Genomic DNA, 26,641 nt, shown 5'->3' with positions numbered 1-26,641 from the left:
TCGTCCGCGAGGTCCACACCGCCCTCCTCGCCGACTTCACCGCCCTCAACACCCCTTGACGTCTATAGGAGCATCCCGGGCCGCACCGACCCGCGTACGCGAAACGGGCGGGCACCCCGCGAAGGGTGCCCGCCCGTGGCGTTCGTCCGGCCGGCTCAGCCGCCCGAGCGACCCGGCGGTCGGCCGGGGGTGTTCGGCCGGTTGTTGTCGGGCGTCGTGCCCGGGGCGGTGCCGCCGCCGGAGCTGATCTGGATGGTGACCACGCCGCCCTTGATGGTCCGGCCGTCGGGGCTGGTGCCGGCGGCCTTGCCGGCCGGGCAGCTCGACGGGACCTTGATGTCGGAGATGACCGCGTCGAAGCCCTCCGCCTTGATCCGGGACTTCGCCTGCTCCGGGTCGAGGCACTTCACGTCGGGGATCCGGCGCTGGTCGCCCTCGGAGATCTTCTTGCCCGGGGGCTCGAAGTTCTTCCGGTCCTTGCCCTTCATGGCGTCGCGCAGCGTCTCGTAGACCGGCGGGTTGATGCCGTCCTTCTGCTTGTGCTTCATCTTGACGTTGGTCTGCGGCCAGTCCGGGTCGGCCATGATGCCGGCCACCGCGTACTGCTTGGTCATCGCGACCAGGGCCGCGCTCTTCTCCGAGTCGGTGGTGCCGGACTTGCCGGCCACCGGCGCGTCGACGACCTGCTTGACCTCGGCCGCCGTACGGCTGCCGCCGCACTTGCTGGTGGAGGAGTTGTCACCGACCGGGCAGCGGGCGGCGTCGACGGCGGCGCGGGCCACCTCGGTGCTGACCCGCTTCTCGCAGCGCGGGTTGGCGATGTCGAGCTTCTTGCCCTCCGGGTCCTTGATCATCTGCACCGGGATGGGCTCGCAGTACTTGCCGTCGGCCGCGAGGGTGGCGTAGGCGTTGGCCAACTCAAGCGGGGTGGTGTTCGAGACGCCCAGGGTGAACGCGCCCCAGTCGTGCGCGTACTCCTTGTTGTTGGCCCACTCGTTCTCCCTGGTGACCCGGAACTGGATGCCGAGCCGCTTGGCCACGTCGACCACGTTCTCCGCGCCGACCTGCTGCTGGAGCGGCACGAAGTACGTGTTGATCGAGGAGGAGAAGGCGCTCCACATGTTCTGGACGCCGCCGGCCTTCTTGCCGGAGTTGGTCGGGCAGTACTTGTTGGTGCCCGGGCAGGCGGCCGGGCTGCCCGCCTCGACGATGTATTCCGACTTGAAGGCCTGCGGGGCGTTGATCGTGTAGCCGAGCGGGATGCCCTTCTCCAGCGCCGCCACGATGGTGAAGATCTTGAAGGTCGAGCCGGCCTGGTAGCCCGTGATGCCGTCGCCGCCGGTGAGCAGCGGGTTGACGGTGTTCGGGTAGTTGCCGAGCTTGCCCTTCTTGCGCTGCTTGGGGTCGCTGTGCGCCTTGTTGACCGGCTTCTTCGGGTCGTCGAGCTTGAAGTTGCGGTTCACCGCGAGCGCCCGCACCCGGCCGGTGCCCGGCTCGAGCACCGCCACCATGGCGGCTTCCTTGCTCTTCTCCGACTTGGCCTTGCGGACGGCCTTGTCGGCGCCCCGCTGGGCCTGCGGGTCCAGGGTGGTGATGACCGTGTAGCCGCCGCTCTTCAGCCGCCGCTCCCGGTCGTACGAGGTCGAGCCGAACGTCTCCTGCTGCATCCACCAGCGGTAGAAGTAGTCGCAGAAGAAGCCCCAGCCCTTCTCGTTGGTCGAGACGCAGCCGTTGGGGGCGCGCTTGCCGGTGACCACGAGCTTGGTGGCCTTCGCCGCGTCCGCCTCCTGCTGGGTGATGGCGGCGGTCTCGACCATGTTCTGGATGACGTAGTTGCGCCGGGCGAGGGCCGCCGCGTGGCCGCTCTTGGTGGTCGGGTCGTTGGTGCTCGGCGCCTTCACCATGCCGGCGAGCATGGCCGCCTCCTCGAGCTTCAGCTTGCTCGGCGGCTTGTTGAAGTAGACCTGGCTGGCGGCGTAGACGCCGTACGCGCCGTTGCCGAACGCGGCGATGTTGAGGTAGCGCTCCAGGATCTCGTCCTTGGAGAGCTCCTTGTCGATCTGGATCGCGTAGCGCATCTCGCGCAGCTTCCGGGCGCTGGTGTCCTCGGTGGCCGCGACCACGTCCGCCGGGTGGCTCGCCGAGTAGGCGATGGCGAGCCGGACGTACTGCATGGTCAGCGTCGAGGCGCCCTGCTGGCTGGACGCGTTGGACTGGTTGTTGACGAAGGCCCGGGCGATGCCGTTGAGGTCGACGCCGTTGTGCTTGTAGAAGTCGTGGTCCTCGGCGGCGATGATCGCCTTCTGCATGACGGGCGCGATGTCGGCCAGCTTCACGTCGCGACGGTTCTCGTCGTACATGGTCGCCAGCGGTGTCTTGCCGTCGGAGGCGAGAAGGTAGCTGATCTGCGGCGCGCGGGCCACGGTCAGCTCCTTGGGCAGTGCGCCGAAGGTCTCGGCGCCGGCCTTCGCGGCCAGTCCGGACATCGCCACTGCGGGGAAGGCCGCCGCCGCGACCACCACGCCGGCCAACAGGCCACAGATGAGTAGCGATGCGGCGTTGGTCAGCACATTGTGGTCACGTTTCCGCATCCAGGTCACCTCGACAGGGTACGCGAGTAGGGAACGAGGGGCGCCGGGGCGTTCTTTCCCCATTTCCTGCGCGCGCCGACCTCGTTGTGCTAAACGCACGACCCCCGGTGAGTGGTTGCGTGAATCCGCCGCCGAGTTTCCCTCCTGACGGAGGGGGCCCGCAGCGTTTTCACGGACCCCGACGGGGTAACCGGCGGTCGCGAAGCCCGGGAAGCCGGGAGTGTCCGGAATGATGGATTTCGCCGACAACGTTGCGTAATCAGGCGACTACAGAGCATGATGGTGGCGGCGACAGCGCCACATGTCGTCCGTGCCGCCTTGGGGAAGGCGGGCAGGGCGATCGGGGGGATTGCCGGCTGGTCCGCGACGGGGTCGGTAGGTACTGCAAGGGGGGACGTGTACAGATGGGCATGATCACTGACTGGCCGTCGCTGGCGGCGTGTCAGAACGGGGACCCGGACGCGTTGTTCGTACAGGGCGCCGAACAGAACGTGGCGAAGCGGATCTGCCGGAGCTGCCCAGTTCGGTACGAGTGCCTGGCCGACGCGCTGGACAACCGGATCGAGTTCGGAGTGTGGGGCGGCATGACCGAACGCGAACGTCGCGCGCTGTTGCGCCGTCACCCACAGGTGGCGAGCTGGCGCAAGATGTTCGAGGCCGCGATGAAGAAGAACGCCAAGGACAAGACCGGCAAGGACAAGATCCTCGTCACCACCGCAGGCTGAGCACCGTCACGGCCGGCTGATCGCCGCGCCGATCGTCCGCAGCCCGTCGACGTCGTGCACGTCGGCGGGCTGCGCCGTCACCGACACCGCCGGCACCGCCGGGAACGCCTCGGTGAAGCGGGCCGCCACCTGCCGCTCGCGTACCGCCTGCTGGGCCAGCGCCGCGTGGGCCCGCAGCACCTCGACGGTGCCCTCGTGCCCGCCGAGGCCGGCCAGCCGCTCCGCGGCGGCCAGGCTCTCCGCCGCGTCGAGCCCGGGCACCGCCGAGCGGTGCACCCGGTTGAGCACCAGGCCCGCCAGCGGCATCTTCTCCTCGCGCAGCCGGCCCGCGAAGTAGGCAGCCTCCCGGACCGCGTCCGGCTCCGGCGCCGCGACCAGCAGGAAGGCCGTCTCCCGCGCCTGGAGGATGCGGTACGTCTGCTCGGCGCGCTGCCGGAAGCCGCCGAACATCGAGTCCAACGCGGCGACGAAACCGGAGAGGTCGGTCAGCAACTGGGCCCCGAGCACCTTCTGCACGACCTTGGAGAACATCCCGAACGAGGCTGTGACCAGGCTGAACATGCTCCGCCCGCCGGTACGCGCCGGGGCCAGCAGCAGCCGCAGCATCCGCCCGTCGAGGAAGCGGGACAGGCGGGCCGGTGCGTCCAGGAAGTCGAGCGCCGAGCGGGACGGCGGGGTGTCCACCACGATCAGGTCCCACTCGCCCCGGGCGTGCAACTGGCCCAGCTTCTCCATCGCCATGTATTCCTGCGTGCCGGCGAAGGTCGAGCTCATGGCCTGGTAGAAGGGGTTGGCGAAGATCTCCGCCGCCTTCGCCGGGTCGGTGTGCTGGAGCACCACGTCGTCGAACGTGCGCTTCATGTCGAGCATCATGGCGTGCAACTCACCGCCGCTGGCCTCGACGTCGATCCCCTTGACCTGGCGGGGGGTGTTGTCCAGCTCGGTCAGCCCGAGCGACTGGGCCAGCCGGCGGGCCGGGTCGATGGTGAGCACCACCGTACGCCGGCCGTGTCGCTCCGCGGCGCGCAGCGCGAGCGCGGCGGCCGTGGTCGTCTTCCCCACTCCGCCCGCCCCGCAGCACACCACGATCCGGACGCCCGGATCGGCGAGGATCTGGTCGACGTCCAGCTGCGGCGCCGCGTCTTCGGAAGGCACCAATCGAGCGTATCGGGCCGGGTCGGTCCGTGCGCCCGGGCCGGTCGCAGGTGTGAGTCAATCCGCCCGGACGAGGGTCGCGGCGAGCCGGTCCAGGCCGGCCCGGTCCACCCCGTCGGGCAGCAGCGGCAGCTCGGTCATCGGCAGCCCCAGCTCCACCAGGTCGGCGCGGAGCGAATCCTCCAGCTCGCGGCGGATGGCCTGGTCGCGCGCCTCGGCGACGAGCCCGGCCACGGTGTCCCGGTCGGTCGGCAGCCCGGCGGCGCGCAGCCCCCGCTCCAGCTCGGTGGCGGCCACCACCCGGCCCGCGGGCAGCGGGGGTCGGGCGCCGTTGACGATCACCCGCCCCACCGGGAAGCCGAGCTGGGTCAGCTCGGCGATCGCGTCGACCGTCTCCTGGACCGGCATCTCCTCCAGCAGGGTGACGACGTGCACGGCGGTGATCGGGGAGCGCAGCAGCGCCGCGACCCCCTCGCTCTGGGTCTTGATCGGGCCCACCTTGGCCAGCCGGGCCGTCTCGGCGGTGACGTTGAGGAACCGGCCGATCCGCCCGGTGGGCGGCGCGTCCAGCACCACCGCGTCGTACGCGCGCCGCTGGCCGGCGGTGCGGGTGGTCGCCTCCTTCACCTTGCCGGTGAGCAGGACGTCCCGCAGGCCCGGGGCGATGGTGGTGGCGAAGTCGATCGCCCCGAGCTTGCGCAGCGCCCGGCCGGCCGCGCCGAGCTTGTAGAACATGTCGAGGTACTCCAGCAGGGCCTCCTCGGCGTCCACCGCCAGGGCCCGCACCTCACCGCCGCCCGGCGCGTCGGTCAGGCGCCGCTCCTCGTACGGCAGCGGATCGGTGCCGAAGAGCTGGGCGATGCCCTGCCGTCCCTCGACCTCGACCAGCAACGTGCGCCGGCCGTCGGTGGCCAGCGCGAGGGCCAGCGCCGCCGCGACGCTGGTCTTGCCGGTGCCCCCCTTGCCGGTCACGACGTGGAGGCGGGCCGGCCACTGGGTGCCGGCCGGGTCGGCCGGCGACTCTGCTGCGCGCACCCGTCGAGCCTATCCAGGCCGTGGGCTCAGGCGACCTCGCAGACCCACCAACCCGTCTTCTTCACCACCGTGAACCGCAGGTCCTGGTCGGCCACCTTCTCGTCGGCGGTGGTCATGGTGACCTTGGTGGTGACCGTGGCGCGGTCGCCGGTCTGGTTGTCCACCTTCGGGGTGCTCCACCGGAACCGGGGGTTCTGGTGGGCCGAGACGTGCTTCTCGACCTCGGCCACCTTGGCGGCGATCTTCTTCTGGTCCCGCGACGAGGAGCAGACCAGGCCGGCCGCCCGGTCCGCGTCGCGCTCCTGGTAGACGGCCTTGAGGAACTCGTCGACCGCGACCGTCGGCTCCTTGGCCCCCGTGCCGCTGTCGGCGTCGCGCAGCGTCAGGAACGCGACGACGCCGCCGCCGGCGCAGAGCAGCAGGATCACGGCCAGGGCGATGGAGGCGATGAGCACGCCGCGCTTCTTCTTCGGCGCGGCGGGCGGCTGGTAGGGCGGGTACCCGGCCGGGGCCGGCGGGATCGACGGGTCCTGGGCGACGGCGGGGCCGGGCGGAGGAGCGGCGGCCAGGCCGGGCGGAGGGGCGGCGGCCAGGCCGGGCGGAGGGGCGGCGGGGCCGGGTGGGGCGACCGGACCGGGCGGAGGAGCGGCGGCCGGACCGGACGGGGGGGCCGGGTCGGGCCCGGCGGTCGGGCCGGATGGGACTGCCGGGCCGGGTGCGGCGCCCGGGCCGGGTGCGGCCTCCGGGCCGGGTGGGGTGGCATGGTCGGGTGGGGTGGCATGGTCGGGTGCGGCGGCCGGGCCGGGAGCCGCCGGGGAGCCGGGCTGGTCGGCCGGCGGTCCGACGGGGCCACCGCTGGGTGGTTGGGTCATCTCATCCCCCGGGTTGCGGCGTCGTCGCCTGACCGGGCGACGAGCGTGATCGAGCTGGCGGCGAGCCGGCGGAGCGCCCGTCCGACCGGAAGGGTAACGGTCGGTTCCCCGCTCCGGGGGGCGGCGGGTGCCGTCAAGTTCCTTACCGATCGTGTGTCGCATATGTGACTTTGGGTGATCGTCTGTGCGCGTCCGGTTGGCGTGGCTGTCGCCGCCGACCTACGTTCTCAGCGGCGCGGAGGGCGGGCCGGGCGGAGGGTCCGACCGCGAGCGATGACCTGACCAGGTACGACGTCCGGAGGCAAGGCATGCGCGACGTGGAAAACATTCCTCGGGCCCAGTTCCCGGTGGGCGACCGGGCGCGGCGGCCCGGCTTCCCGGGGGAGGCCGAGGGCGGCGTCGGCCTGCCCGTCAACGAACGGTCGTACCGGCGGCTCGCCGAACCCGTCGAGGTGGTGCGCGCGCCCGCCCGGCCGGGCCCGGGAGCCCGGGACGAGGAGGAGCCGGGCTTCGTCATCCACCTGCCGATCCGGGTCGCCGACCTGAGGGCGGCCACCGCGCTGGCCGGAACGGTCGCCACCTCGCTGAGCTTCCTCAGCGAATTGGATGCCGGCGAGACCACCGTCTCCAGCACCGACGACCAGAACAACCGGCACCGGGTCTTCTGCGACCTGCTGCTGCCGGACCGCTCCCGCTGCCCCCAGCCGTACGAGCACGGCGGCTCCTGCGGGGAGGTGCCGGCGCCCCCGGAGCAACGTCCCGCGCCCCGCCCGTCCGCCGGACCGTAGGCTGTGCGTCGAGAAGTCGAACTCCAGCCAAGGGAGCCCTCCACCGATGCAGAAGTGGGAATACTCCACGGTCCCGCTGCTGGTCCACGCGACCAAGCAGATCCTCGACAACTGGGGTGAGGACGGGTGGGAACTCGTCTCCGTGGTTCCCGGTCCCAACCCGGAGCAGCTCGTCGCCTACCTGAAGCGGCCGAAGGCATGAGCAACGGTCCGCACGCGAAACTCGCCGAACTCGGGCACACGCTGCCCGAGGTGACCCCGCCGTTGGCCAGCTACGTGCCGGCCGTCCAGTCCGGGCAGCACGTCTACGTCTCCGGGCAACTGCCGATGGTCGAGGGGAAGCTGCTCGCCACCGGCAAGGTCGGCGCCGGCGTCTCCGCCGAGCAGGCCAAGGACCTGGCCCAGCAGTGCGCGCTCAACGCGTTGGCCGCGATCGACTCGCTGGTCGGCCTGGAGAACGTCGTCAAGATCGTCAAGCTGACCGGCTTCGTCGCGGCCTCCTCGGGCTTCACCGCGATCCCGGGCGTGATCAACGGCGCGTCCGACCTGTTCGGCGCGGTCTTCGGTGAGGCCGGCCGGCACGCGCGCAGCGCCGTCGGCGTGGCCGAGCTGCCCCTGGACGCCCCCGTCGAGGTCGAGGTCGTCGTCGAGGTCTCCTGACCGCACCACCTCCCCGCGATCTTGCGTGCTGCGCCCGGCAAAAGCCGTGAACTGGGACGTATCAGAGGCGGAGCCTGCAAGATCGCGGGGAGTGGCCGGCGGGGCCGTACGATCGCAGCCATGACCGGGCACTTCACCGCGCCGGCGGCGGCGCTCGCCGACGAGTTGCCGGGTTGGGTGACGCTGCTGCGTGCCCCGAACCCTGGGCCGATGACGCTCGACGGCACCAACACCTGGGTGCTGCGCGCCCCCGGCCAGGAGCACGCCGTCGTGATCGACCCGGGCCCGGCCGACGAGGGGCACCTGGCGGCGATCGCCGCGCAAGGGCCGATCGGCCTGGTGCTGATCACCCACGGCCATCCCGACCACACCGACGGCTCGCGCCGCCTGCACGAGCTGCTCGGCGGGGTGCCCGTACGCGCCGCCGACCCGGCGCACACCATCGCCGGGGAGCCGCTGACCGGGCCGGGCGGGGAACTGGCCGGCCACGGGCTGGGCGTCCGACTCGTGCCGGCCCCCGGGCACACCGGCGACTCGGTCTGCTTCCTGGTCGAGCACGGCGACGAGCGGGTGGTCCTGACCGGCGACACGATCCTGGGCCGGGGGACCACCGTGGTCGCCCACCCGGACGGGCACCTCGGGGACTACCTGGCCAGCCTGGAGCTGCTCTCGACGTACCGGGGGATCCCGGCGCTGCCGGGGCACGGCCCGGCGCTGGCCGACTGCGGCGTCGCCGCGGACTTCTACCTGGCCCACCGCCGGGCCCGGCTCGACCAGGTCCGGGCGGCGGTCGCCGCGGGCGCCAGCACCGCCGCGGAGGTGGTCGTGACGGTCTACGCCGACGTCGACCGGTCGCTGTGGTGGGCCGCCGAGTGGTCCGTCCGGGCCCAGCTGGAGTACCTGGGCCGGGAATCCGGCGGAGGCGCCGCGGGGTTGGAGCAAGCGTGACCTGCCCGGTGTGTGGAACCGTCGCCGTGCCCGGCGCGCGGTTCTGCCACAACTGCGGCGCCGCGCTACCGGCCGCCGCGACGCTGCCCGCGGCCGAACGCCGCGTGGTGACGGTGCTCTTCGGCGACCTGTCCGACTTCACCTCCTGGTCGGAGGACCTCGACCCGGAACGCGTCGGCGCGGTCACCGACCGGGTGCTCGCCGCGCTGGCCGGCGCGGTGAAGACGTTCGGCGGCCACGTCGACAAGCTCACCGGCGACGGGATCATGGCGGTCTTCGGGGCGCCGGTCGCGCACGAGGACGACGCCGAGCGGGCCGTGCGGGCCGCGCTGTCGATGCAGCGGGCGGTCCGCCGGGTGCTCGACGACGAGCGGGGCGGCGGCGCGCCGCTCGGCCTGCGGGTCGGGCTGAACACCGGCGACGTGATCGCCGGCATCCAGGCCGCCATCGAGTACACGGTCATCGGCGACACCGTCAACACCGCCGCCCGGCTGGCCGACGCCGCCGCCGTCGGCGCGGTCTACGCGGGGGCGCGGACCTCCGCCGCCACCCGGCACGTGGCCTCCTGGCGGGCGTTGCGCCCGCTGCGGCTGAAGGGCAAGCGGGAGCCGGTCGAGGCGTACGAGCTGCTCGGTCTCCTGGACGCCCCGGGCACCCGCTCCGGCCTCGGTGACGAGGCGCCCTTCGTCGGCCGGGAGACCGAGATCGGCCGGGTCGCCGGCCGGCTCGCCGAGGTGATCGACCGCGCCGAACCCCGGGTGCTGCTGATGACCGCCGAGGCCGGGATCGGCAAGTCCCGGTTCGCCGCCGAGGTGGAACGCCTCGCCGCGGGCTACGACGTGGGCCCGGGCCGGTACGCCGCACACACCGGCGCCCGGGTGTTGTCGGTGCGCTGCGCCGCGTTCGGCGAGCGACGCCGGCTCGCGCCCCTGGCCGATCTGGTCCGGGCGGCGGTCGGCCTGCCCAACGACGCCGCCACCGCGCTCACCCGCCCGGCCGTCGAGGAACGCCTGCGCCGGCTCGGCCAGCGACTCAGCCGCACCGGCGCGCCGGCGCCGGTCGCCATCGACCAGCTGCTGGCCCTGCTCGGGTACGCCGAGCTGCCCGGCGGCGGCCCGGCCGACCAGGGCGAGTGGGGCACCGCCCAGCCCGTCGACGCCGACGCCGTGCCGAACGCGGTCGCGGACCTGCTCACCGCGCTCGCCGGGGAGGCACCCCTGGTGGTCGTCGTCGACGACCTGCACGACGCCACCGCCGAGACCATCGAGGCGCTCGGGATCACCCTGTCCCGGCTCGCCGGCCCGGTGCTGGTGCTGCTGCTCGGCCGGCCCGAGCTGGTGCGTACCGCCGGGGCGCTGACCCGGGTCGCCGACGCCGAGGTGCACGCGCTGCCGCCGCTGCGCGGCGCCGACGCGGCCCGGCTGCTCACCACCTACCTCGGCGGCGGCAGGCTGCCACAGGCCGACGCCGACCGGCTGCTCGCCACCGCCCAGGGCAACCCGTTCTACCTGGCCGAGCTGGTCACCCTACTGATGGAGCGGGGCGCGCTGACCACCGTCGCCGAGCGGAACTCCCCGAATCCGGGCGGCTGGCGACTGGTGCCCGGCTCGCTCGGCAGCCGCCTGCTCTCCCGCGACCTGGCCGCGGTGCTCGCCGCGCGCATCGACGCGCTGCCGGCGGAGGCCCGCTCCGTGCTGCGGGACGCGGCCGTCGTCGGCGACACGGTGCCGGACGGTGCGCTGGAGGCGCTGCGCGGGCAGCGGGCCGGCCGCGACGGCCGACCGGCGGCGGTGGTCGCCGTCGAGCTGGAACGGGCGGTGGAGGAGCTGCTGCAACGCCGGATGCTGCACCGCACCCGCGCCGGGTACGCCTTCGCGACCCCGCTGATGCGGGAGGCCGCGTACGCCGGGGTGAGCAAGGCCGAACTGGCCGAGCGGCACGCGGCGCTGGCCCGGTGGGCCGCAGCCGGCCCGTCGGCGGGGGCGGGCGCGCCGGGCGGCTTCGCCGAGGCGGCCCGGGACGTCTTCGTGGCCCAGCACGTGGAACGGGCCGCCGCGCTGGCCGACGCGGTCGGGCTGCGGCCGGACGCGGCGGCGCGGGCCGTCGTCGGCCTGGGCGTCGCCGCGCTCGGCGGGGCCGCGCGCCGCTCGTTGCAGGCGGGTGAGCCCGCGCTGGCCGTGGAGTACGCCGAACGCGCGGCCGAGCTGGCCCGTGACGGGGTGCCGGCGGCCGACCGGGTGGTGCACGCCCGGGCGCTGCTCCAGGTCGGACGCCCCGCCGACGCGCTCGCCTTCGCCGAGAAGATCGCCGCCAACGCCGGCGACGAGTCCGTCGTCCGGAGCAGCGCGCTGCTGCTCGCCGGGCAGGCCCACCAGACCATGGGCGACCAGGCGCGCGCGGTGGGCTGCTGGCAGGAGGCGTTGCAGGTGGCCACGGCCGGCGGGCTGCCGACGCTGCGCGCCTCGGCGATGCGCCGCCTCGGCATGGCCGACTTCGTCGCCGGGCGGTTGGGGCAGGCCAGCAGCCGGCTCGCCGCGTCGTACCAGGTGAGCCTCCAGTCGCAGGACCGCCGAGGGCAGGCGTGGTCGTTGCAGAACCTGGCCTGGGTCACCACGACCCGGGGCGACTTCGCCGGCACCGACGCCGTGCTCGGCCGGGCCGCCCGGCTCTTCGCCGAGCTGAAGGACCCGTACGGGCGGGCCTGGCTGCGTGGCACCACCGCCTTCGCCCGGCTGCTCGCCGGCCGGCTGCGCGAGGCGTGCCGGATGGCGCAGGTCTTCCTGCCGTTCGGCGAGCGGGTCGGCGAGGCGTGGGCGGTGGGCACGCTGCGCGCGGTCGAGGCGTTCGCCACCGCCGAGCTGGGCGAGTTGGGCGAGGCGGACCGGGGGGCCCGTCGGGCGTACCGCGAGTTCGCCGCCGCCTCCGACGACTGGGGGCGCGGGTTCGCGCTGGTCGTCCGGGGCGTCGTGGCACGCGGGCTGGGCGAGCCGGGGCACGCCGCCGACCTGCTCACCGACGCGCTGTCGTACGCGGAGCGGACGTCGCACCCGTTGCTCACCGGGATGGCCGGCACGCTGCGCGGGTTCGTGGCGCTGGATCTGGGTGACTGCGACACGGCCGAGCGGGACGCCCGGTCGGTGCTGACCGCCGTCGAACCGCACAACCCGCAGGCGCCCGCCCAGGTGGGGCCCCGGGTGCTGCTGGCCACCGCCCGGCTGGCCGCCGGCGACTCCGCGACCGCCGTGGGGCTGCTCGCCCCGGTGGCCACCGCCGCCGCCACCGTGCCCTCGCTGCTCTTCTCCCGCCGCCAGACCATGGCCCGGTACGCGTCCGCCCTGCTCGCCCACGGCCAGTGCGAGCAGGCGCTGGACTGGGCCCGGCGGGCCGTCGCCGCCCCGGCGGAGGACGTGCGCAGCCAGGTGGTCGCCGCCCGAGTGCTCGCCGAGGCGCTCGCGGCCTGCGGCCGGCCCGCGGAGGCGCTCGCCAGCGCCGAGGAGGCGGTCCGCCTGGCGTACGCGACCGAGCAGCGCAGTGAGCGCGCCGCCGCCGACGCCCTGCGGGCGCGCCTGGCCACCCCCTAGTCCCGCGAACCCCGGAACCGGAAGGTCTGGCGGTTCTGGGGATGCGGTGTGTCGGGGATGGCCGATAGCGTGTCAGGTCCGAGGGGCGGTCGGTCGTGCGACCGCGTCGGGTCTGGGGAGGGCCGTGATGAGGTTGCCGCGTTCGGCCGCCGGATGGACGATCGCGGTCTTCGGCGTGCTGGCCCTGCTCATGGGCGCGGTCGGGCTGGTCTGGCCGGAGGCGCTGCTGCGAATGCTCGGCTTCGAGGTGCCGGCGACGCGCGCGGCCGGCGACCACACCGGCACCTTCCTGATCGCCTCCTCGATGGCCTCGTTCAACATGGGGGTCTACTACCTGCTCGCCACCGCCACCGAATGGCGGTCGTTCTTCCGCTTCACGGTGCTGTTCCGGCTGGTCACGCTCACGGTGTTCAGCATCGCGGTGCTGGCCGACATCGCGCCCGAGCGGTTCTTCGGAGTGGCCGCCTGGGAGGGCCTCGGCGCGGTGGCGACCGCCGTCGGGCTCTGGTGGGACAACCGTCGCGCGGGCCCGGGGGCGGTGGGCGGCGGAGGCGACTCCGCAGCCGGTGCCGTGCCGGCCGCTGATGCGGTTCACTGAGCCGTCGGTCCGGTTGGGTATTTTCGAGCTGTGACCGCGACCCCGCCCGGCGCCCTGCCGGCGCCCATTGTGCCCGGTCTGACCGATCTGCGCGTGTTTGCCAGGGGAGGCTACGCGACGATCTACAAGGCGACCCAGATCTCGGTGGGGCGCGAGGTCGCGGTCAAGGTGGAGAATCGCACCCTCGACAGCGAGCACGACCAGGCCCGCTTCCTGCGCGAGGCGAGGGCCGCCGGGCGGATGTCGTCCCACCCGCACGTGGTCGACCTCTTCGACGTCGGGGTCACGGTCGACCAGCACCCCTATCTGATCATGGAGCTCTGCGACGGCTCGTACGCCGAGCGGATGCGGACCTCGCCGCTCGGGCCCCCCGAGGCGCGCGACCTCGGGGTCAAGATCGCCGACGCCATCGCCCACTCGCACGCCGCCGGCGTGCTGCACCGCGACGTCAAGCCGGCGAACATCCTCTACTCGCACTTCAACTCGGCGGTGCTGGCCGACTTCGGGCTGGCCGTGGTGGCCGAGATGCGTGACGCCTCGGTCGCCCTGGAGGTGCTCACCCCGGCCTACGCGCCGCCGGAGATGTTCAACCACAGCCCGCCGTCGCCCGCCGTCGACGTCTACGCCCTCTGCGCCACCCTCTACGCGGTGATGCACGGCCGCCCGCCGCGCTGGCAGTCCGAACGCAACCCCAGCCTGGTCACCGTGCTGGAGATGTTCCACCAGCCGGTTCCCGGCCTGCCCGGGGTGCCGGCCGAGATGATCGACGTGCTCCGGGCCGGGATGTCCAACGATCCCGGCGAGCGTCCCTCGGCCGTCGAGCTGCGCGACCTGCTGGTCGGCCTGCCGCTCGGTCCCGCCGGCTCCCCGGCGGGCGGCACGGGCATCCCGGGTCCGGTCAGCGGCGTGCCCGGCCCCGTCGGCCCGTACGGCGTGGACCACGTCTCCCGGCCCGCTCCGCGACCGCCGGTGGAGGACCTCCACCCCACGGTGCCCACCGCCGGCCAGCGGCGTCGGCGGCGCTGGTTCCTCGGCGGCGCCGGGATGGTCGCGTTGGCCGCCTCGGCCGGCGCCGGCGCCTGGCTGGCCGGCGCGGTCTCCAGCCCGGGCCCGTCGCCGACGGCCGGCGTGGCGGCGACGAGCACGGTGCTGCCCGCCTGCGCCCTGACGACCGCGTTGCCGGCCGGCGCGGGCTGCGCCGACGAGTTGGAGTGCTTCGGGCCGATGGAGGTGCGCGGCGCGCGGACCCGGGCGTCCCGGGTGCCCTGCGACGGCCAGCACACCTGGGAGAGCTACGCCGAGGGCAAGCTCCCCGACACCCTGGTCGGCGCCGGCCACGACGAGGTCAGCGCGGCTGCGGTGGTACGCGAGGTCTGCAACGAGACCACCTTCCGGCTCACCAGCGGGATCAGCTACGCGGACGGCTGGAACCTGGAGGTGCTGCCCCCGGCCGGTGCCGACGCCGACCGGACGTACCGCTGCCTGGCCGGGCGTGGGCTCGACGCGCTCGCCTCACCCACCCTCACGGGTCGCTGAGCCGCCGCGTCCCCGGTGACGCTCCCGCATGGCGCGCACGGCCTCCCGGTGGTCCAGCGACTCCAGCGTGTCGGCGTCGACGCCGTACAGTCCCCCGACGGGCTGCCCCGGGCCGTTCGGCGTGACCGCCGGTTCCGGGCCGTCATCCTGCCGGGCCGCCGCCACGGACACCGCCGCGATCATCGTCGTCAGTACGCAGAGCAGCGCCAACGTCACGCCGACGAGATCCTGGCGCCCCCACACGATCAGCGTCACCAGCAGGGAGGCCGCCACCAGCGCGGCCGCCACCGCCTTCGCCCGTGCATCGGGCCTCGCAAGTCTCACCCGTCCAGGATGTCCGAGCGGGGCCCGCTGTCAACCGGGTCGCCGGCACCGGATGCAATGATCTTCACTGAGATCGTCGCCGCGATCGTCCCCGTGGGAGAGGAGTCCGGTGACCCGCGTCTTCCGGATCGTCGCCGCCGTGCTGGTGTCGGGTGCGCTGGCCGCGTGCGGGTCGGACGGGGCGCCGGAGCCGGCGGCCGCGCCGCCTCCCGCGACCGGCGCCGCGCCGACGTCCCCGGCCGCCCCGTCGTCGTCCGCCCCCGCGTCCTCGGCCGCCTCCGCTTCGCCGGCCGCCCCCGGGACGTCGGCCGCCGGGCGTGGCGGGTACGCCAACCCGGACGAGGCGATCGCCGGACACCTGTCGGCCGTCCCGGGGGTCCGCTACCTCGGGCTGTGCAAGAACGCGAAGCGCGATCCCGTGGCGACCTGCGCCCTCCGGATGGGCTTCGTCGACCAGGACGAGGTCTACGGACTGGGCGCCCCGCACAGCGAGATCGTCGGCTTCCTGCTGCTGCGCAAGGAATCCGCCGGCTGGCGGGTGGCGGACGAATACGCGCCCGACGGTGCGAAGGCCAGACCGCCGGTGTGGATGGCCGGCATCAGGTGACCCGGCGCGCGGGCTGACACCGGGCCGCTGCACCTGGCCGCCGCCAAAAGCGTCGACGGTGAACAATTCCGGGGTGGGGGGGGGGGGGGGGGGGCCCCCCCCCCCCCCCCCCCCCCCCCCGGCCCGCAACAGCGCGGGCAGGAAATGCCCGAGCGAGGCGGAACTGCCGCTGAGGCTCCTCATCATCGTGCCGAAAATGCCGACACCCGAAATCGATCGATGAAACCCTATGCGATTGGCGGTCGTGCGGCGATTCTGTCCCTACCGGTTCCATCACCCGCAGGGGGCACGCATGATCGAGATCCGCGCCCGACATCGACGCGCCGCAGTCGCGATGGGCGCCGCGCTGATCCTCACGGCCGCGCCGATCGGCACCTCACCGGCGTACGCCGACAGCCAGGTCGAGGCGTACACGATCGGCACGGGCTACGGCCTCTACAAGTCCACCGGCAACGCACCGGCCCTGGTGCACGGTGAGCATGTCGCGCCGCCCGGGGCCGGCATCGCCACCATCCGGTCCGGATCCGGCAGCGTCACCGCGTTCGCGATCGGCGTGAACGGCGGTCTCGTCATGTCGCGGACCCTGCCGCTCGGCCCCGGCCCCGCCGTCACCATCGACGGCCCCGCCGGCCTGGCCCCACCCGGGGCCCCGATAGCCGCCGCCGGCCTGGACGTCTTCTTCGTCGGCCGCAACGGCGCGGTCTTCAACAGGTCGTACCTGAGCAGCGCGCCGGTCGGGCCGCGGCAGGTCACCGTCGCCGGCATCGCCCCGCCCGGCGCGGTTGTCGCCGCGATCCCCGGGACCACCTCCGGGGTGGCGTTTGTCGGCACCGCCGGCGCACTCCGCGTGGTCCGGTCGAACAGCACCGGCACCTGGACGACAGCACCGGCCAGCCCACCGAACTTCGCCACGCCCGGTGGCGGGCTCGCCGCCATCTCCGCCCTCGCCGGGTTCGTCACCGGGCTCGACGGACGGATCTGGCAGGTGAGGCTGACCGGCGGCCCGCTACCGGACCCGTGGCAACCGGTCACCGTCGCCGGTGCCGGGGCCGCACCGGCCGGGGCACACCTCGCCGCGGCCCAGTTTGCCGGCGGCCCGGCCATCGTCATGTTCGCCGGCCACGACGGCGCCGTCCGGGCCACCTCGAACGTCGCCGGAACCTGGCACGAGCCGACCGCAGCCACCGCATCCGGCGTCGCCGTCCCCGGAAAGCCGATCGCCGCCACCATCCACGGCGACCACCTCGACGGCGACTGGTGCGGCAACAGCCTGGCGTGGCAGATCCGCATCCCGAAGCCGAACCCTCCGTCCGGCCCTTATCCCGAGCCGTGGAACGCTGTCGCCTCCTCGTTCCAGGCCCCCAACATCCAGGCCGGCGGCCACATCGCCAACGTCCTGCGCTAGCGCTACGCCCTCGGCCGGGTGCCGTCGCGGCTGACCCGCCGGCCCCGAGCCGCGGGCCGCGGGGCGCGAGCCGCGTGATCAGGATCCTATGGACGTTATCCGGCCGCTGTGAGGTCCATGGCGTCCTGATCACCGGGTCGGGCGGCCTCGACGACGCCCGGCTGGCGGACCTGGTCCGCCGCTCACGCGGAGGTGTTGTCCTTCGCCGCCGACCAGTGGGCCAGCTTCGTCCAGGACATCAAGGGCGGCAGGTCCGACGCCTGAGCGACGGTGCCGGGTATGGTCATCGGCTGCACCCGGCTACCGGACAGCTCCGTCGCCCGGCCAACGTTGCCAGACGAAACATGGCCCGATGCGTCAGCCCTGCTGAGTGGAACGGATGGACCGATGAGCGATCTCGGAACATGGGAGCCGGAAACCCCTCGACAGGTCGTGGACCGGTTCCGCCGCAGCGACGTCCGACAGCCTTGGTGGATCGCCGGCGGCTACGCGATCGAACTGTTCGCCGGCCGCAGTCTTCGCCCCCACGGTGACATCGACGTCCTGATCCTTCGACGTGATCAGGGGATGGTCCACCACGTCCTACCCGGCTGGGACATCCACGCCGCCGATCCGCCCGGGCAGCTGCGTCCCTGGAGAGACGGGGAGCTGCTTCCCGAACACGTCCACGACATCTGGTGCCGAGAAGATCCCACCTCGCCCTGGCGGCTCCAGTTCATGATCGACAACGCCGATGGGCGGCATTGGCACTCACGACGCCACCCGGCGGTGACACTTCCCGTCGACCGTCTCGGTCGACGCACCCGCGAGGGCTGGCCGTACCTTGCTCCAGAGGTCCAGCTTCACTACAAGGCGAAGCCGGCAAACCAACTGGCCAAGGATGAGATCGACTTCGCCGCGGCCCTGCCGCTTCTCAGCCAACCAGCCTGCCGATGGCTCGACGATGCCCTGGGAACCACCCTTCCTGACCACCATTGGCGCCGAGCACTGAAGACCTGCACCGCCCGTCCACGATGAGCGGTGCTCCCCGCCGTCAGAGCTTGCCTCAACGGGTGGATCCCGTACCTGACCTGGGTGAGCCTTCCGCCGGAGTCAGTAGGACTTGTCCTGGCCGAGGACGTGCTGGGCGACGAAGTTGAGGATCATCTCGCGGCTGACCGGGGCGATCCGGCCGGCCCGTACCGCGCCGAGCAGCGTGGCCACGCCGTACTCGGTGGTCATGCCGGCCCCGCCGAGCACCTGGACGGCCGTGTCGACGGCCAGCGCGGCGGCCTCCCCGGCGGCGTACTTGGCCATGTTGCCGGAGACACCGGCCTCCAGGTCGCGGCCCGCGTCGTAGAGGGTGGCCGCCTTGTGGATCATCAGGCGGGCCAGCTCGACCTGCACGGCGGCGTGCGCGAGCGGGTGGGCCACGCCCTGGTGGGAGCCGATGGTCCGGCCGCCCCAGACCTTGCGGGTGGCCGTGTATTCGCTGGCCCGCTCGATCGCGTACCGGCCGGTGCCGGCGCCCATCGCGGCGACCGTGATCCGCTCCGGGTTGAGCCCGGCGAAGAGCGCCGGCAGGCCGGCGTCCAGCGACTCGCCGACCAGCGCGTCGGCGGGCAGCCGCACGTCGTCGAGGTAGAGCAGGAACTGGTTCTCCGGGGACACGATCTCCATGTCCAGCTTGGAGCGGGTCAGCCCCGGCGCGTCGGTCGGCACGATGAACAGCGCCGGCTTCAGTTTCTGCGGAGTGGCATCCCCTGTGCCGGCCTGGCCGTCTTCGACAGCGACGCGGGCGACGACCAGCACGTACGACGCCTCGTCGACGCCCGAGATGTAGCACTTGCGGCCGGAGAGCAGCCAGTCGTCGCCGTCGCGGCGGGCCACCGTGCCGAGCCGGTGGAAGTTGGAGCCGGCCTCCGGCTCGGTGATCGCGAAGACCACCTTCAGCGAGCCGTCGGCGAAGCCGGGCAGGAAGCGCTTGCGCTGCTCCTCGGTGCCGTGCCGGGCGATCACCGTGGCCGCGATGGCGGGGGAGACCACCAGCAGCAGCAGCGGGCAGCCGGCCGCCGCCAGTTCCTCGCAGACGATGGCCAGCTCGGTGATCCCGCCCCCGCCGCCGCCGTACTCGGTGGGGATGTTGACCCCGAGGTAGCCCAGCCGGCCGGCCTCGTCCCACAGCTCGGTGGTGTGCTCGCCGGATTTCGCCTTGGCGACGAAGTATTCGTGGCCGTACCGGCGGCCCAGGGCGCGCACGGCGTCGCGGAGCTGGTCCTGCTCGGGGGTGAGGTCGAAGTTCATCGGGGGGCCTCCAGGCTCACTCGGGGTTGACCACGGCCAGCACGGCGCCCGTGTCGACCTGCCCGCCGGCCGCGACCGGAAGCTCGGCGACCACGCCGTCGGCCGGGGCGAGCACGGGATGTTCCAGCTTCATTGCTTCCAGGGTCAGCAGCAGGTCGCCGGCCGCCACCCGCTGGCCGACCTCGACGTGCACCCGGGTCACCGCGCCGGGCAGCGGCGCGACCAGCGACCCGGCCGCCAGCTCCGCCGTGGGCTCGGGGAAACGCGGCAGCTCGGTCAGGCTCGCCGCCCCGTCCGGGCCGTCCACGAAGACCTCCGGGGACACCCGGTGTACGCGGTACGCCCGCCGCACCCCGTCGACGTCGAGCACCACCCGGTCCGGGGCGGCCTGGACCAGGCTCACCACGGGCGACGGCCCGCCCGGCGAGGTCGACCACTCGGCGAGGCCGCCCGAGCGGTCCAGCCGGTAGCGGACCTCGATCTCGCCGTCCGGTCCCGCGTAGCGGGTGACCTGCGGGAACGCGGGCACGTTGCGCCAGCCCGACGGGAGGCCGGCGAGCACCGGCGCGGCGGCCCGCCGGGCGGCGGCGGTGGCCAGCACGGCGGCCAGGGCCACCAGGGGGAGCTGGTCGGCCGGCAGCAGCGGGGTGAAGACCTCCCCGTGCCGGTCCAGGAAACCGGTGTCGATCTCCACCGCGCCGAACTCGCGGCTGCGCAGCACCCGGACCAGCAGGTCCCGGTTGGTGGCCACGCCGTGCAGCTCGGCCCCCGCCAGGGCGCCGGCCAGGGCGCGGGCCGCCTCGGCGCGGGTGGGCGCCCAGGCGATCACCTTGGCGAGCATCGAGTCGTAGTGGACGCCCACCACCGAGCCGTCCACGACGCCGGAGTCGAGCCGCAGGCCTGCCCGGGAGAGGTTCTCGAACTCACGCTCCACCCCGGGAATCGCGAACCGGTGCAGAACCCCCGCCGCCGGCCGGTACCCGTGCACCGGATCCTCGGCGCACAACCGCACCTCGATCGCGTACCCCCGCACCGCCACCCGGTCGTGCAGGTGTTCCGGCAGGGGCTCGCCCTCGGCCACCAGCAGTTGCAGGCGAACCAGGTCCAGGGCCCCGACGGCGACCAGCTCGGTGACCGGGTGCTCGACCTGGAGACGGGTGTTCATCTCCAGGAAGTAGATCTCCCCGTCGGGCGCGAGCAGGAACTCGACCGTGCCGGCGCCCACGTAGTCGACCGCCCGGCCGGCGGCCACCGCCGCCTCGTGCAGCCGCTCCCGCACCTCGTGCGGAAGGACGCCGGGCGCCTCCTCCACGAGCTTCTGGTGCCGGCGCTGGATCGAGCACTCGCGCACGCCCAGGGCGGCCACCGTACCGTGCGTGTCGCCGAAGATCTGCACCTCGACGTGCCGGCCCCGCTCGACGTACCGCTCGACGAAAACCGTGCCGTCGCCGAACGCCGCGGCCGCCTCGCGGCGCGCGGAGGCGACGGCCTCGGCCAGCCCGGCGGCGTCGCGGACGATCCGCATGCCGCGCCCGCCGCCCCCGGCGGACGCCTTCACCAGCACCGGGAAGTCGGTGATCTCGTCGGCGTCGGTCCAGGTGGGCAGCATCGGCACGCCCGCCTCGGCGAGCAGGGCCTTCGCCGCCACCTTGTCGCCCATCGTGGCGATCGCCTTGGCCGGCGGACCGACCCAGGTCAGCCCGGCGTCGGTCACCGCGGCGGCGAACTCGGCGTTCTCGGCGAGGAAGCCGTAGCCGGGGTGGACGGCGTCCGCCCCCGTCCTGCGGGCCGCGTCGAGGATGAGATCGATGCGCAGGTACGTCTCGGCGGGCGTGTTCCCGGGCAGCCGGACGGCGTGGTCGGCCTCGGCGACGAACGGCGCGTCGGCGTCGGCGTCGGAGTGCACGGCCACGGTCTCGACGCCCAGCGTCCGACAGGTGGCGAAGACCCGGCGGGCGATCTCGCCCCGGTTCGCCACCAGAAGTCTCGTGATCATGGCCGCCCTCACATTCGGAAGACGCCGAAGCCGTCGGCGCCCCTGACTGGTCCGTTGTGGATCGCCGACAGGCAGAGCCCGAGGACCGTACGGGTGTCCCGGGGGTCGATCACCCCGTCGTCGTAGAGCCGGCCGGAGAGGAAGAGCGCGCCGGACTGCGACTCGATCTGCTGCTCGACCATCATCCGCATCGCGGCGTCGGAGTCCTCGTCGTAGTCCCGGCCCCGGGCGGCGGCGGCCTGCCGGGCCACGATGGACAGCACGCCCGCGAGCTGCGCCGGCCCCATCACCGCCGACTTGGCGTTCGGCCAGGTGAACAGGAACCTCGGCTCGTACGCCCGGCCGCACATGCCGTAGTTGCCGGCGCCGTAGGAGGCGCCGAGGTTGACCGTCAGGTGCGGCACCGTCGAGTTCGACACCGCGTTGATCATGAGAGCGCCGTGCTTGATGATGCCGCGCTGCTCGTACTCGGTGCCGACCATGTAGCCGGTGGTGTTCTGGAGGAAGACCAGCGGGGTGTCGGCGGCGTTGGCGAGCTGGATGAACTGGGCCGCCTTCTGCGCCTCCTCGCTGAACAGCACGCCCCGCGCGTTGGCCAGCACGCCGACGGGATAGCCGTGCAGCTCGCCCCAGCCGGTCACCAGAGCGGTGCCGTAGGCCGGCTTGAACTCGTCGAACTCGCTGCCGTCGAGCACCCGGGCCAGCACCTCGCGCGGGTCGAACGGCACCTTCAGGTCGGCGCTGGCGATGCCGAGCAGCTCCTCGGGGTCGTACTTCGGCGGGGCCGGGGACGGGTTGCGCGGCGGCGGGCCCTGCTTGCGCCGGTTCAGCCGGCGTACGCACTGCCGGGCCAGCCGGATGCCGTCGGCCTCGTCCTCGGCGAGGAAGTCGGCCAGGCCGGACGTGCTCGCGTGCATCGCCGCCCCGCCGAGGGACTCGTCGTCGGTGACCTCCCCGGTGGCCATCTTCACCAGCGGCGGCCCGGCCAGGTAGACCTGCGACCGGTCCCGGATCATGATCACCTGGTCGGACATCCCCGGCACGTACGCGCCCCCGGCGGTGGCGTTGCCGAAGACCACGCTGACCGTGGGGATCTTCGCGGCCGAGAGCCGGGTCAGGTCGCGGAACACCCGCCCGCCCGGGATGAAGATCTCCGCCTGGGTGGGCAGGTCCGCGCCCGCCGACTCGACCAGGTTCACCATCGGCAGCCGGTTGGCCAGGGCGATCTCGCCCGCCCGGCGGGTCTTCGCCAGCGACCACGGGTTCACCGCGCCGCCGCGTACCGTCGGATCGTTCGCGACGATGAGGCACTCGACGCCCTCGACGACACCGATGCCGGTCACCACGCTGGCGCCGACGGGAAAGTCGGTGCCGTACGCCGCCACCGGCGACAGCTCCAGGAACGGGCTGTCCGGGTCCAGCAGCAGCTCGATCCGCTCCCGGGGGAGCAGCTTGCCCCGCTTGTGGTGCCGGGTCACGTACTTCTCGCCGCCGCCGGCGCGGGCCTGGTCGAGGGCCGTCTCCAGCTCGGCGAGGCGCTCCAGCAGGGCCTCCCGGTTGGCGCGGTACCCCGGCGAGGACGCGTCGACCGCGCTGCGCAGTGTCGTCACGGTGTCTCCTTCGTTCGTGACTGCGGGGCTCGCAAGCTCCGCTCACTCCTCGCACTCACAGGCCCATGCCCTTCGCGATGATCTCGTTCATGATCTCGGTGGTGCCGCCGCCGATGCCGAGGATCCGGGCGTCGCGGTAGTGCCGCTCCACCTCGGCGTCGCGCAGGTAGCCGTAGCCGCCGTGCAGCTGGAGCGCCTGGTCGACCACCTCGGCGCAGGCGGCCACCGCGACGTTCTTCGCCATCGCCACCTCGGTCACCACCGGCTCGCCCGCCGCCACCCGGGCCGCCACCTGGTGCACGTACGCGCGGGCCGCCTCGGCGCGGGTGTGCATCTCGGCCAGTCGGTGCCGGATCAGTTGTCGGCTCGCCAGGGGGCGGCCGAACGTGGACCGGTCCCGGCACCAGCGCACCGCCAGCTCCACGGAACGCTGCGCGATGGCGTACGCCTGGGTGGCGAGGGAGAGCCGCTCCGCGGCGAAGTTCTGCATGATCGCCAGGAAGGCGGTGTCCTCCGCGCCGACCCGGTTCGCCACCGGCACCCGGACGTCGACGAAGGAGAGCTCGGCGGTGTCGGAGCAGTGCCAGCCGAGCTTCTCCAGCCGACGCCCGACCGTGAAGCCCGGCGTGCCCTTGTCGATCACCAGCAGGGTCAGGGCGCCGGTGCCCGGCGGCAGGGTGCAGACGGCGGTGGTCACGAAGTCGGCCCGGACGCCGCTGGTGATGTAGGTCTTCGACCCGTTGACCACGTAGTGGTCGCCGTCGCGCTGGGCGTGGCTGCGGATGCTCGCCACGTCCGAGCCGCCGTCCGGTTCCGTGATCGCCAACGCGCCGATCATGGTGCCGGCCAGCGTGGGCCGGACGTACCGGTCGATCAGCTCCGCGTCGCCGGAGGCGACGATGTGCGGCAGCGCGATGCCGTGGGTGAACAGCGCCGCGATCAGCCCGGAGGAGCCGCCGGAACGGATGATCTCCTCCGTGACGAGGATCGTGTCGAGCACGTCCCCGCCGCTGCCACCGACGGCCTCCGGGAAGCCGATGCCGAGCAGGCCGAGCTTGGCGGCGGTGGCGTGCAGTTCCCGGGGGATCTCGCCGGCCCGCTCCCAGTCGTCCAGGTGCGGCAGCACCTCCCGGGTGACGAAGGCCCGGGTCAGCTCCCGCAGTTGCCGGCGCTCCGGCGTGTCCACGATGGTCATCGGCCCTCCCGGGGCGCCGCGCCGCCGACCGGGGAGTCCGGGCCGGGCGTGAGCTCCGCCGGCAGGTCGACGAGCCGGGACCGGAGCAGCTCGCCGAGCGCCTTGGCCTGCGGATCGAACCGGGTGGAGGCCGCCACCCCCTGCCCGAGCAGGCCCCGGACGACGAAGTTGACGGCCCGCAGGTTCGGCAGCTCGTAGCGCTCCACAGCCAGCGGCGCGGTTTCCGGCAGCAGCTCGCGCAGCCGCGCGGTGGTCAGCCAGCCGCGCAGCCACGACCAGGTGGCGTCAGTGCGGGCCCAGACGCCGAGGTTGGCGTCGCCGCCCTTGTCGCCGGAGCGCGCCCCGACCAGCTCGCCGAGCGGCGCGCGCCGGGTGGGCCGGTCGGCCGGCGCCGGCCCGGCCACCGGTGCCGGTCCGGCGGGCCGGTCGCCGACGGTCGCCGTTGCGTCGGGCGCCGGTCCGTCGGGCGGGCCGGCGGGGGATCCCGGCTCGTCGGGCGGGCCGGCGGTGCGCACCGGCGGCGGGATCGGCACCCGCTCCCCGGAGGGGAACACCGCGACGTGCGGCACCGCGTCCTGCGGCACGGCGTCGGCGGTGAACACCCCGTAGGGCGTCGCGTCGCCCGGCAGGGTGGTCAGTGTGCAGCCGGGATAGGAGGCCAGGGCCAGTTCCACCGCGGCGGCCGAGAAGGCCCGCCCGGCCCGCGCCTTGTCGCCGTCCCGCAGGTGTACGTGCAGCAGCGCGCTCGCCGCCTCGGTGCCGACCGCGTCGACGTGGTCGGTACGGGCCAGGGTGAACTCCAGCCCCTCCGTGCCGACCGCCGCCTCGACCTGGCTCCGCACCAGGGCCGCCTTGGCGGGGATGTCGAGCCCGCACAGGACGAAGGTCATCGAGTTGCGGAAGCCGCCGAGGTTGTTGACGCCCACCTTGAGGGTGCCCGGCGGGGGCTTACCCCGGACGCCGCTCACCCGTACCCGGTCGGGCCCGTCGGCGGCCAGCTCCACCGTGTCCAGCCGGGTCACCACGTCCGGCCCGAGGTAGGCCGGGCCGCCGACCTCGTAGAGCAGCTGGGCGGTGACCGTCTCCACGGTGACCGCGCCACCCGTGCCCGGGTGCTTCGTGATGACACAGGAGCCGTCGGGGTGCAGTTCGGCGACCGGGAAGCCGGGGCGCCGACCGCCGTCGGGCAGCTCCGTGAAGAAGCTGAAGTTGCCCCCGGTCACCTGGGCCCCGCACTCGACCAGGTGACCGGCGACGGTCGCCCCGGCCAGCGCGTCCAGGTCGTCGCGGCCCCAGCCGAACCGGGCGATCGCCGGCCCGACCACCAGGGACGCGTCGGTCACCCGGCCGGTGACCACGACGTCCGCCCCGCCGTCCAGGCAGGCCGCGATGCCGTACGCACCCAGGTAGGCGTTCGCCGTCAGCGCGTCCGGGCGGGCGAGAGCGTCGCCCTCGACGTACCCGACCCGGACGGTCAGGCCGAGCCGGTCGGCGAGGGACCCGATGGCGGCGGCCAGGCCGGCCGGGTTCAGCCCGCCGGCGTTGGTCACGATCCGTACGCCCCGGTCCAGCGCCGTGCCGAGGCAGCCCTCCAGCTGGCGGAGGAAGGTCTTCGCGTAGCCGAGGGAGGGGTCGCGCAGCCGGTCCCGGCCGAGGATCAGCATGGTCAGCTCGGCGAGATAGTCGCCGGTCAGCACGTCCACCTCGCCGCCGTCGAGCATCTCCCGCCACGCCGTGAACCGGTCGCCGTAGAAGCCGGAGGCGTTGCCCACCCGCAGCACGTCGCTCACGCCGGTACCCCGCCCGCCACGCCGGTCCCCGCGCCGCCGGTCCCCGTGCCCGCTCCGCCGGCCGTCAAGCCCGCGCCCGCCGTGGAGGCTGCGCCGGCCGTGGAGGCCGTGGTGGCCGTGGTGGCCGTCGGCGGGCGGCCGGGGCCAGGTGGGCCGGCGAAGGCCTGCGCGACGTCCAGCCAGGCGTCGGCGACCGGGCCGGTCGCCGCCAGCGCCAGGTCCGCGCGGTGCCTCCGTTGGGTGACCAGCAGGCAGAAGTCCAGCGCGGGGCCGGTGACCCGGTCGGCGGCGTCGGCCGGGCCGTACGTCCAGGTGTCGCCGTCCGGCGCCGCCAGCTCGACCCGCACCGGCACCGTGGGCACCGGCCGGCCGTGGGCGGCGAAGCTGTGGCCGAGGGTACGGAAGCCGAGGTGCGCCACGTGCCGCAGTCGGGCCGTGCCGGGGCGGGTCACGTCGAGCGCGTCGGCCACGTCCGTGCCGTGCGCCCAGGTCTCCATGATCCGGGCGGTGGCCATCGAGGCGGCCGACATCCGGGTGCCGAACCAGGGCAGCTTCCCGCCCGCCGGCACGCGTGCCAACGCGTCGGCGAGCGCCGCCCGGCCGGCCCGCCAGCGGGGAAGCAACTCGCCCGGCGGGGCGAGGAACTCCGCCACTCCAACGTCGACGAGCCGGGCCGGGTCGGGGGCGGCGAGCACGACGGCGAGGAACGCCTCGGCGTCGGTGGCGGCGAGCAGCGCGACGTGATCGGTCCAGGCGAGGTGGGCGATCTGGTGCCCGACGCTCCAGCCGGGGGACGGCGTGGCCCGCCCCCAGTCGGTCGGCGGGCCGGTCACCAGGTCGTCGAGCTGCTGGGACTCGTCGGCCAGGTCCGCGAGCAGGTCCTTGAGGTCGACCATGGTGCCTCCGGGGGCTGGGCGGGCGGCCAGGGCGGGCCGGTCAGGG

Annotated in this window: 21 protein-coding genes and 1 pseudogene; 11 read left to right on the top strand and 11 right to left on the bottom strand. The window is 73.9% G+C overall.

Annotated features, from left to right (window positions below):
- Window positions 1-155: 155 nt before the first annotated feature.
- Complete coding sequence (locus tag ACPXCB_RS28120; protein WP_425878832.1) at window positions 156-2,591, bottom strand: penicillin-binding protein; 2,436 nt, start codon at window positions 2,589-2,591, stop codon at window positions 156-158.
- A gap of 404 nt (window positions 2,592-2,995) precedes the next feature.
- Between ACPXCB_RS28120 and ACPXCB_RS28115 the strand changes: the two genes are divergently transcribed.
- Window positions 2,996-3,316, top strand: a complete 321-nt coding sequence (locus ACPXCB_RS28115) for a WhiB family transcriptional regulator (RefSeq protein WP_132238543.1) — start codon at window positions 2,996-2,998, stop codon at window positions 3,314-3,316.
- Window positions 3,317-3,322: 6 nt separating this feature from the next.
- Here the strand turns inward: ACPXCB_RS28115 and ACPXCB_RS28110 are convergent, their stop codons facing one another.
- Genes ACPXCB_RS28110 through ACPXCB_RS28100 form a run of 3 tightly spaced genes read right to left on the bottom strand, consistent with a single transcriptional unit; the run spans window position 3,323 to window position 6,075 of the window.
- On the bottom strand, window positions 3,323-4,474 hold the full coding sequence (locus tag ACPXCB_RS28110) for an ArsA family ATPase (RefSeq protein ID WP_421455648.1): 1,152 nt from the start codon (window positions 4,472-4,474) through the stop codon (window positions 3,323-3,325).
- A 54-nt stretch (window positions 4,475-4,528) separates the two neighbouring features.
- A complete protein-coding gene (locus ACPXCB_RS28105; protein WP_425878830.1) occupies window positions 4,529-5,506 on the bottom strand; it encodes an ArsA family ATPase in 978 nt (325 codons plus the stop codon).
- A 26-nt stretch (window positions 5,507-5,532) separates the two neighbouring features.
- Entirely contained in the window at window positions 5,533-6,075 is a 543-nt protein-coding gene (locus tag ACPXCB_RS28100) for a hypothetical protein (protein WP_425878843.1), read from the bottom strand.
- 611 nt (window positions 6,076-6,686) lie between these two features.
- Here ACPXCB_RS28100 and ACPXCB_RS28095 point away from each other — a divergent pair.
- The 7 genes from ACPXCB_RS28095 to ACPXCB_RS28065 all read left to right on the top strand — a co-directional run bounded on the left by ACPXCB_RS28095 (window position 6,687) and on the right by ACPXCB_RS28065 (window position 14,489).
- Window positions 6,687-7,166 carry a hypothetical protein gene (locus ACPXCB_RS28095; RefSeq protein ID WP_425878829.1) on the top strand — a complete coding sequence of 160 codons (480 nt, stop codon included), beginning with the start codon at window positions 6,687-6,689 and terminating at the stop codon, window positions 7,164-7,166.
- 46 nt (window positions 7,167-7,212) lie between these two features.
- Window positions 7,213-7,368 (top strand): DUF4177 domain-containing protein, encoded by a 156-nt coding sequence (locus ACPXCB_RS28090; RefSeq protein WP_018222171.1) that lies wholly within the window; start codon window positions 7,213-7,215, stop codon window positions 7,366-7,368.
- The gene (locus ACPXCB_RS28085) at window positions 7,365-7,826 is read left to right on the top strand and encodes a RidA family protein (protein WP_357577958.1); all 462 of its coding nucleotides are present in this window, start codon (window positions 7,365-7,367) and stop codon (window positions 7,824-7,826) included. The genes ACPXCB_RS28090 and ACPXCB_RS28085 overlap by 4 nt, the downstream gene beginning before the upstream one ends.
- A 120-nt stretch (window positions 7,827-7,946) precedes the next feature.
- Complete coding sequence (locus ACPXCB_RS28080) at window positions 7,947-8,774, top strand: MBL fold metallo-hydrolase (RefSeq protein ID WP_425878827.1); 828 nt, start codon at window positions 7,947-7,949, stop codon at window positions 8,772-8,774.
- Window positions 8,771-12,355 (top strand): adenylate/guanylate cyclase domain-containing protein, encoded by a 3,585-nt coding sequence (locus tag ACPXCB_RS28075; protein WP_425878826.1) that lies wholly within the window; start codon window positions 8,771-8,773, stop codon window positions 12,353-12,355. Before ACPXCB_RS28080 ends, ACPXCB_RS28075 begins: the two co-directional genes overlap by 4 nt.
- A 127-nt stretch (window positions 12,356-12,482) precedes the next feature.
- On the top strand, window positions 12,483-12,953 hold the full coding sequence (locus ACPXCB_RS28070) for a hypothetical protein (RefSeq protein ID WP_425878824.1): 471 nt from the start codon (window positions 12,483-12,485) through the stop codon (window positions 12,951-12,953).
- A gap of 30 nt (window positions 12,954-12,983) precedes the next feature.
- Window positions 12,984-14,489 (top strand): protein kinase domain-containing protein, encoded by a 1,506-nt coding sequence (locus ACPXCB_RS28065; RefSeq protein WP_425878822.1) that lies wholly within the window; start codon window positions 12,984-12,986, stop codon window positions 14,487-14,489.
- On the opposite strand, the gene ACPXCB_RS28060 is transcribed toward ACPXCB_RS28065, so the two are convergent.
- On the bottom strand, window positions 14,466-14,813 hold the full coding sequence (locus ACPXCB_RS28060) for a hypothetical protein (protein ID WP_425878820.1): 348 nt from the start codon (window positions 14,811-14,813) through the stop codon (window positions 14,466-14,468). The two genes, ACPXCB_RS28065 and ACPXCB_RS28060, sit on opposite strands and share 24 nt — an antisense overlap.
- A gap of 109 nt (window positions 14,814-14,922) precedes the next feature.
- Between ACPXCB_RS28060 and ACPXCB_RS28055 the strand changes: the two genes are divergently transcribed.
- From ACPXCB_RS28055 to ACPXCB_RS28045, 3 genes are all read left to right on the top strand, one after another.
- Entirely contained in the window at window positions 14,923-15,420 is a 498-nt protein-coding gene (locus ACPXCB_RS28055) for a hypothetical protein (RefSeq protein WP_425878819.1), read from the top strand.
- Window positions 15,421-15,712: 292 nt separating this feature from the next.
- The gene (locus ACPXCB_RS28050) at window positions 15,713-16,825 is read left to right on the top strand and encodes a hypothetical protein (RefSeq protein WP_425878818.1); all 1,113 of its coding nucleotides are present in this window, start codon (window positions 15,713-15,715) and stop codon (window positions 16,823-16,825) included.
- A gap of 387 nt (window positions 16,826-17,212) precedes the next feature.
- The gene (locus ACPXCB_RS28045; protein WP_425878816.1) at window positions 17,213-17,842 is read left to right on the top strand and encodes a nucleotidyltransferase domain-containing protein; all 630 of its coding nucleotides are present in this window, start codon (window positions 17,213-17,215) and stop codon (window positions 17,840-17,842) included.
- Window positions 17,843-17,917: 75 nt separating this feature from the next.
- Here ACPXCB_RS28045 and ACPXCB_RS28040 read toward each other — a convergent pair whose 3' ends face one another.
- The 6 genes and pseudogenes from ACPXCB_RS28040 to ACPXCB_RS28015 form a co-directional block, all read right to left on the bottom strand.
- Window positions 17,918-19,108: an acyl-CoA dehydrogenase family protein gene (locus ACPXCB_RS28040; protein WP_425878815.1), complete on the bottom strand. Its 1,191-nt coding sequence runs from the start codon at window positions 19,106-19,108 to the stop codon at window positions 17,918-17,920.
- A gap of 16 nt (window positions 19,109-19,124) precedes the next feature.
- Window positions 19,125-21,104, bottom strand: a complete 1,980-nt coding sequence (locus ACPXCB_RS28035; RefSeq protein WP_425878814.1) for an acetyl/propionyl/methylcrotonyl-CoA carboxylase subunit alpha — start codon at window positions 21,102-21,104, stop codon at window positions 19,125-19,127.
- Window positions 21,105-21,112: 8 nt separating this feature from the next.
- Window positions 21,113-22,714, bottom strand: coding sequence for an acyl-CoA carboxylase subunit beta (locus ACPXCB_RS28030; RefSeq protein WP_425878813.1), 1,602 nt, complete (start codon window positions 22,712-22,714; stop codon window positions 21,113-21,115).
- Between the two features lie 55 nt (window positions 22,715-22,769).
- Window positions 22,770-23,909 (bottom strand): acyl-CoA dehydrogenase family protein, encoded by a 1,140-nt coding sequence (locus ACPXCB_RS28025; RefSeq protein WP_425878811.1) that lies wholly within the window; start codon window positions 23,907-23,909, stop codon window positions 22,770-22,772.
- A complete protein-coding gene (locus tag ACPXCB_RS28020; protein WP_425878809.1) occupies window positions 23,906-25,699 on the bottom strand; it encodes an acyclic terpene utilization AtuA family protein in 1,794 nt (597 codons plus the stop codon). Before ACPXCB_RS28020 ends, ACPXCB_RS28025 begins: the two co-directional genes overlap by 4 nt.
- Before the next feature lie 122 nt (window positions 25,700-25,821).
- Window positions 25,822-26,595, bottom strand: a pseudogene (locus ACPXCB_RS28015) (TIGR03084 family metal-binding protein); the annotation flags it as partial.
- Window positions 26,596-26,641: the final 46 nt, after the last annotated feature.

Origin of the sequence: Micromonospora sp. DT62, assembly GCF_049847285.1 — a bacterium.
GTDB classification, from domain to species: Bacteria; Actinomycetota; Actinomycetes; order Mycobacteriales; family Micromonosporaceae; genus Micromonospora; species Micromonospora reichwaldensis.
The sequence above is the reverse complement of the archived record's forward strand: the minus strand, read 5'-3'. Positions and strand labels throughout refer to the sequence as shown.